The 6,930-nt window shown below is 71.7% G+C and carries 5 protein-coding genes and 1 pseudogene; 2 read left to right on the forward strand and 4 right to left on the reverse strand.

All coding sequences use genetic code 11. The features are described 5' to 3' along the window. The 3 genes from FOE67_RS11620 to FOE67_RS11630 all read right to left on the reverse strand — a co-directional run. Positions 1–932, reverse strand: a 932-nt coding sequence (locus FOE67_RS11620) for an ABC transporter permease (RefSeq protein WP_182663291.1), incomplete at its 3' end; no start/stop codon positions are given. Then, the gene (locus FOE67_RS11625) at positions 929–2,488 is read right to left on the reverse strand and encodes a sugar ABC transporter ATP-binding protein (protein WP_228473785.1); all 1,560 of its coding nucleotides are present in this window, start codon (positions 2,486–2,488) and stop codon (positions 929–931) included. The genes FOE67_RS11625 and FOE67_RS11620, both read right to left, overlap by 4 nt. Before the next feature lie 132 nt (positions 2,489–2,620). Beyond that, entirely contained in the window at positions 2,621–3,598 is a 978-nt protein-coding gene (locus FOE67_RS11630) for an ABC transporter substrate-binding protein (RefSeq protein WP_182663293.1), read from the reverse strand. 353 nt (positions 3,599–3,951) lie between these two features. On the opposite strand from FOE67_RS11630, the gene FOE67_RS11635 reads away from it, so the two are divergent. Together FOE67_RS11635 and FOE67_RS30625 are read left to right on the forward strand one after the other, a co-directional pair. Beyond that, positions 3,952–4,938, forward strand: a complete 987-nt coding sequence (locus FOE67_RS11635; protein WP_182663299.1) for a LacI family DNA-binding transcriptional regulator — start codon at positions 3,952–3,954, stop codon at positions 4,936–4,938. 474 nt (positions 4,939–5,412) lie between these two features. Beyond that, positions 5,413–5,913, forward strand: a pseudogene (locus FOE67_RS30625) (endo-1,4-beta-xylanase); the annotation flags it as partial. Between the two features lie 73 nt (positions 5,914–5,986). Here the strand turns inward: FOE67_RS30625 and FOE67_RS11645 are convergent. Then, positions 5,987–6,930 (reverse strand): glycoside hydrolase family protein (locus tag FOE67_RS11645; protein WP_228473786.1); only part of this gene is annotated, 944 nt, incomplete at its 5' end.

Raw genomic sequence — 6,930 nt, forward strand, 5'->3', positions numbered from 1 at the left:
CGGGGGGCCTGGAGCAGGCACACGGTGATCACGACCACGGCCTTGAAGACCAGGGTGGCGTTGGTCGGGATTCCGATGGTGTAGACGGTGGTGGTGAGGGTTTGGATCACCAGGGCGCCGACCAGTGTTCCGGACAGGGAGTAGCGGCCCCCGGCCAGGGAGGTGCCACCGATGACCACCGCGAGGATCGCGTCCATCTCGATCCACAGCCCGGCGCTGTTGGCGTCCGCCGCGTTGACGTTGGAGCTGATCATCAGGCCCGCCACCCCCGCGCAGAGCGCGGCGAAGACGTAGACCGTGGCGATGATCGTGCGGGAACGGACGCCGGCCAGGCCGGCCGCGCCGGGGTTGGTTCCCACGGCGTGGACGAGAGTTCCCAGGGCGGTGCGGTGGGTCAGCAGGGCGACCCCTCCGAGGACGGCCAGGGCGATGAGGACGGCCACCGGCAGCACGAGGTAACCCGATCCGATCCAGCGGTAGGCGGGGTCGTTGACCGTGACGATCTGCCCCTCGGTGAGCAGCATCGCCACCCCCCGTCCGGCCGTCATCAACACCAGGGTGGCGATGATCGGTTGGATGCCCGCCACGGAGACGAGGAGTCCGTTCCAGACTCCCGCGAGCAGGCACGTGCCGAGGGCGAGGAGCACGGCGGTGAGGGCGTGGCCGCCCCCGGCGATCCAGGTGCAGGCGATGGCGCCGGAAATCGCGGCGACCGCCCCCACCGACAGGTCGATCCCGCGCGTGGCGATCACCAGGGTCATGCCGACCGCGATGAGCAGGGTGGGGGCGCCGTTGCGGAGGATGTCCACGAGGCTGCCGTGGAGGTGCCCGTCCCGCAGTCCGAGGTGCAGGAAGGACGGGGTGACGATCACGTTGAGGAGGATGAGGCCGGCCAGGGCGACCAGGGGCCACAGGAGATGACGCCGGCTCATCGGGTCACCGCCATCGGATGGTTCCCCGTGGCGTCGTCCCGGGCCGCGATCGCGGAGACCACGTCCCGCACGGAGACCTCGTGGCCGGCGAGTTCGGCGATCTTGCGCCGGTCGCGCAGGACCACGATCCGGTCCGACACCCGGACCACCTCCTCGACCTCGGCGGAGATGAAGAGCACCGCCGTGCCCTCGACGGCCAGGTCCGCCACCACCTTCTGGATCTGCGCCTTGGCCCCGATGTCGATGCCCCGGGTCGGTTCGTCGAGGATGAGCAGGCGGGGTCGGGTCACCAGCCATCGGGCGAGCAGCACCTTCTGCTGGTTGCCCCCCGAGAGGCTGTCGATGGGGACTTGGGGGTCGGCCGGGCGGATGTCGAGTTTGTCGATGTACTCCTCCACCAGTGCCTCGGCGACACGGCGCGGTACGGGCCGGGCCCAGCCGCGGGCGGCCTGGGCGGCGAGCACCAGGTTGTCGCGCACGCTGAGGCCCTCGATGATGCCCTCGCCCTTGCGGTCCTCCGAGCAGAAGGCGACGCCCCGGGAGATCACGGCCCGTGGGCCGCGGGGACGGACGGTTCGCCCGCCGATGGCGAGGGTGCCGCTGTCCGGTCGGTCCGCGCCGAAGAGCAGCCGGGCGGTCTCGGTGCGCCCCGAGCCCAGCAGTCCCGCCAGGCCGACCACCTCACCGGCGTGGATGTCGAGGTCGAAGGGGGCGATCGCCCCCTTCCTGCCGAGGCCCCGGGCCCGGAGCACCGGCGTGGTGCCGGGGGTGTGGTCCCGGGCCCGGCGTTCCACCTTCTCCAGGGTGTCGAGTTCCCGACCGAGCATGGCCGCCACCAGGTCCAGGCGTCCCAGTTCGGCGGTCGGGTGTTCCCCGACCGCCCGGCCGTTGCGCAGGATGGTCAGCCGGTCGGCGATCTCGTACACCTGGTCGAGGAAGTGCGAGACGAAGAGGATGGCCACACCCTCGTCGCGCAGTACCCGGATGATGCGGAAGAGTTCGGCGACCTCGTCGGCGTCCAGGCTGGAGGTGGGTTCGTCGAGGACCAGCACCCGGGCCTCCACCGTCAGGGCGCGGGCGATGGCCACGAGTTGCTGCACCGCGATCGGATGGGTGTCCAGTCGGGAGGCGGGGTCGATGTCCAATCCCACCCGCTTCAGCAGCCGGGCGGCCCGGGCCCGCAGCGCCCGGCCGTCGATGCCGGCTCGACGGCGTGGTTCCCGTCCGATCAGGATGTTCTCCGCGACGGACAGGTTGGGACACAGGTTGACCTCCTGGTAGACGGTGCTGATCCCGGCCCGTTGGGCCGCGGCCGGGTCGGCGAAGGAGATCGGGCGACCGCGGAGGCGTATGGTGCCGGCGCTGGGCCGGTGAACCCCGGTGAGCGCTTTGATCAACGTGGATTTTCCCGCCCCGTTCTCCCCCATCAGGGCGTGCACCTCGCCGGGGAGGAGCCGGAAGTCGACCCCCGAGAGGGCCTTGACGCCGGGGAACTCGACGTCGATGCCGCTCATCTCGATCACCGGGCTCTCCCGGTGCACCGAGGGTTCGGTCATGTTCACCACCTTCGTCGTCGTGGATGGGGTGGTCCCCGCCGTGGGCCCGGTGGACCCCGGTGCGATGTCCGGGGTCCACCGGGCCCGGGCCGGTCGTCGTCCCCGGCCCGGTTCGTTCGGCGGCGGGTGGGCTCAGTACTCGCGCTCGGAGAGCACGGCCCGGGCCTCCTCCGGCGTGAAGGTGGTCTCCTCGGTGACCACTCTCGCGGGGACCTCCTCGCCGTTGACGACCTTCCGCGCGAGGTCCATGAGCTGCTCGCCGAGCAGCGGGTTGCACTCGACGATGAAGTTGATCTCGCCGTCGGCCAGGGCCTGCATGCCGTCCCTGACCGCGTCCACGGTGATGATGGTGATGTCGGTGCCCGGTTCCCGACCCGCGGCCTTGATCGCCTCGATGGCGCCCAGGCCCATGTCGTCGTTGTGCGCGTAGACCACGTCGATCCCGGGGGTGGACTTCAGGAACGCCTCCATCACCTCTTTGCCGCCCGCGCGGGTGAAGTCCCCGCTCTGCGTGGCCACGATCTCGATGTCGGGACGTTCGGCGATGACCTCCTCGAATCCCTCCTTGCGGTCGATGGCCGGGGCGGCGCCCGTGGTGCCCTGGAGTTCCACCACCCTGACCGGTCCCTCGGTGTTGTCCACCAGCCACCGGCCCGCCTTCCGCCCCTCCTCGACGAAGTCGGAGCCGAGGAAGGTCTCGTACAGCGAGGTGTCGTCGGAGTCGATCGCACGGTCGGTGAGGATCACGGGGATCCCGGCCCGCCGCGCCTCCAGCAGCACGGCGTCCCACCCGGTTTCCACCACGGGGCTGAAGGCGATGACGTCCACCCGCTGCTGGATGAAGGAGCGGATCGCCTTGATCTGGTTCTCCTGCTTCTGCTGGGCGTCCGAGAAGCGGAGGTCGACGCCCGCGGCCTCCGCGGCCTCCCGGATGGATTTCGTGTTGGCCGTCCTCCAGCCGCTCTCGGCACCCACCTGCGAGAAGCCCATGGTGATCGTGCCGTCGGCGCCGCCCGGGGGACCGGCGTCCGAGTCGGATCCCCCTCCGCAGCCGGCGAGGGCCGCGAGTAACAGGACGGCCGCGGTGGACCTGGCGATTTTCCCGAACACTGCTCATCCTCCGGGGTCGACAACGATCCGCACCCGTGGCAACGGGTGGGGTGACCGGGATCACAGGCGTCTCAGAGTGAGCGCTAACATGAGGAGCGTCAACCCCAATTTCAGGGTGATTTTCAGGTATTGACGCCGCGTCGGATTCGGTGGATGTTAGCCCTCACCCCGATTTCCGGGGCCCACCTCGGGTTCCGGTGGTCGGGTCCGCCCCGCCGTTCGATCGGGAGGTGGACTGCGTGGACTCGCCGGGAGCCGCGGCCCGGCCGGCGGCACGGGCCGGATCGCCGGAATCCGAGGGGGTAGGGGTGGAGGACGTCTCGGCGGAGGGCCGGGTCACGCGCGCCCCGGCCATGACCGATGTGGCCCGCCTGGCGGGGGTGTCGCACCAGACGGTCTCCAGGGTGCTCAACGGCCACCCCAATGTTCGGGAGCAGACCCGCCTGCGGGTCCGGGCCGCGATCGAGGAGCTGGGGTACCGGCCCAATCGCGCGGCCCGCACCCTGGCGACCGGCCGTTCCCAACTGCTCGGCGTGGTGGCGCCGAACTCCACCCTCTTCGGCCCGGCGTCCCTGTTGGCCGCTTTCGAGTGGGCGGCGGGCACCGCGGGGTTCTCGGTGAGTGTGCGGCGGGTGGGGGTGCTGGACAGGCCATCGATCGCCGCGGCGGTGGAGCACCACCGCGACCAACGGGTGGCCGGCATCGTCGTCATCGCCCCCACGGCGTCGGCGAACGAGGCGTTGGCCGAGATCCCCTCCACGGTTCCCGTGGTGACGGTGGACGGAGACCCCCTGCGCGGGACCGCGCTGGTCACCGTGGACCAGGAGGCGGGAGCCATGGCGGCCACCCGTCACCTGCTGGAGGCGGGCCACCCCACGGTGTGGCACGTCTCGGGCCCGTCCGACTGGTTCGACGCAGCCGGCCGGGTGCGGGGGTGGCGGCGGGCCCTGGAGGAGGCCGGGGCCGAGGTCCCGCCGGTGACTCCGGCCGATTGGAGTGCCGCCGCCGGGTATCGGGCGGGGCAGATGCTGGCGCGGATGCCCGAGGTGACGGCGGTGTTCGCGGCCAACGACCACCTCGCCCTGGGCATCCTGCGCGCCATGCACGAGCGCGGCCGGTCCGTTCCCGGGGATGTGAGCCTGATCGGTTTCGACGACGTGCCGGAGGCGGCGTACTACATCCCTCCGCTGACGACGGTGCGGGCGGATTTCGACGAGGTGGCCGGCGAGACCCTGCACCTGCTGTTGCGGCGCATCACCGACGGGGAGACGGGCCCCGTGCGCCGTATCCTCTCCCCCACCCTCGTCGAGCGGGTGAGCGTGGCGGCGCCCGCGCGCTGAGCCGGGAGGCGACCCCCGGTGCGGGGCTTCACCCCGACGAGTGCTTCCCGTAACCGTGTGGGCACATCGGATTACCGTCCCGTCGTTCCCCGCCGCCCGACAGGTCGGCCGATGGCCGGTATCACGAACATGCGGCGCGTCGAGCCCCGTGCGCCGTGCGCCGTGCGCCGTGCGGGAGGAGCCCATCCGCCCCCGGGGTTCGCACTGGCATGTTCATGAGCAAAGTTTCTCCCGCGGGTCCCCACCGGGCACCGCGATCGATTCCACCGTGAGCCGTTCCCTCCGCACGCCGACGGGGCTCCGCCGCATCCCACCCACTCGATTCCCGCTTTCCCCCGAAGCCACAACCCCGGGGGCCGCGGCCGCCCGAGCGCGGACGCCGTTTCGGCGCCGCCGTCGCGGCCCACCCGCTCAACGAGGGGGCGCACCGGCATCCTCAACCGTGGGTTCGACAGCGTCACCATCGCGAACGGGATGGAAGGGGATGCCGAGCCCTCCCGCGGATCGGTCTCCCACGCGGGTGCCGGAGCGGGGCGCGGAGGGCTCCTCGCTCCGGTCCGGGACGACCCGCCACATCACCCGGGTGACCGGCCACCACCGCGGCCGGATCCGCTCCCGGGACGCGGTGAACGAGGCGTTCAGCGACGGCACGAGGGGGCCCGGTGGGACTCCAATCCGCGGCGCACCGGAAATGACCGCATCGAGGTGGCCTTCCGCCCCGCACGGGCCGCCGACCCCAACGCCGAGCTCCGCCGCAACGGCTACGACACCGGCATCAACGCCGGGAGCACCGCGATCCACACCACGGGCCGGGACTTCCGGGCCCGTGGTGCGCACATCCACTGCGTCGGCCCCCGGGCCCATCCGACGCGTTCCGTCCCCTCCGACCACCGGGCCTGCCCGCAGCGCTTCGCCGACCTCGGCATGGAGGTGCGGATCACCGGGCCGGACATCCCGGGAGCGAATCCGGCGAACGTCCACGCCGCGCTCACCCGGGCGTGCCCGGCGGTCCCCGGCTGCACGGGCATCACCGTCCGGACCACCGGGATCAGGGGGCGTCGCGGAAGGCCAGGCCCTTGTCGGTGGGAACCCCTCCGCTGCGGAACAGGGCGGTGCCCGGGCCCTCCTCCTCGGTCCCCAACCCGAACCAGGCGTAACGCTCCAGGAAGGGCAGGCTCTCCAACATTCGGGTGGAGGCGGTCACGAAGGCGGCCTGTTCGGCCTCGCTCGGGTAGCGGGTGCCGTGGGAGAAGTCGATCAGGGCGTACTCGGTCAACCAGATCGGTTTGCCGTAGCGCTCGTGCACGGCGGTCAGGTAGCTCCGCAGATGTTCCACCGCGGCCTCGGTTCGGAAATCCGATCCGTACCAGTGCAGGGCGATGAAGTCGACCCGCAGCCCGCGAGCCTCGGCACCCCTCATGAAGCGGTCCAGCCAACCGTCGGGGGTGTCCCCGCCGTACGCGACCGCGGGGCTGCCCAGGATGTTGCCCGTGGCCTCCAGGTGCGGCCACAGGTCGAGAGCCTCCTCGACACCCATGTTCGCCTGCTCCCCGAGGTCGGGTTCGTTGAAGCCCAACAGGTACGGCCCGGCTGCCCTCGCCTCGGCCAGGGCCTGCGGCGTGACGAAGTCGGCGCCCCAGATCATGGGCACGAACTCGACCCCGGGTGGCGCATCGATTCCCAGAGGGGTGGTGGCCCAGGTGTAGTACCAGGCCGAGCCGGATTCCCGCAGTGCGGTACCGGAACCGTCGAACGGCCACGCGGCGACCCCCTTCGCGCCCCGCAGGAAGTGGGCCACCACGCCGATCTGACCGCGCTGGACACCGGTCAGGTCGGGTTGGCCCCCCAGCAGTCGGGCCACCTCCCTCGGCGCCATGCCCCGGGCGGTGTACGACCGGGCGGGCCCCGCGACCAGCGCGAACTCGGCGGCCACGAACAGGCCGCTGGCCATCAACAACCGCGCCCCAACCGCTCCAGGGCGCGCCCCCGCAG

It is taken from the genome of Streptomyces calidiresistens (assembly GCF_014141525.1).
In the GTDB taxonomy this organism is placed as follows: Bacteria; Actinomycetota; Actinomycetes; order Streptomycetales; family Streptomycetaceae; genus Streptomyces; species Streptomyces calidiresistens.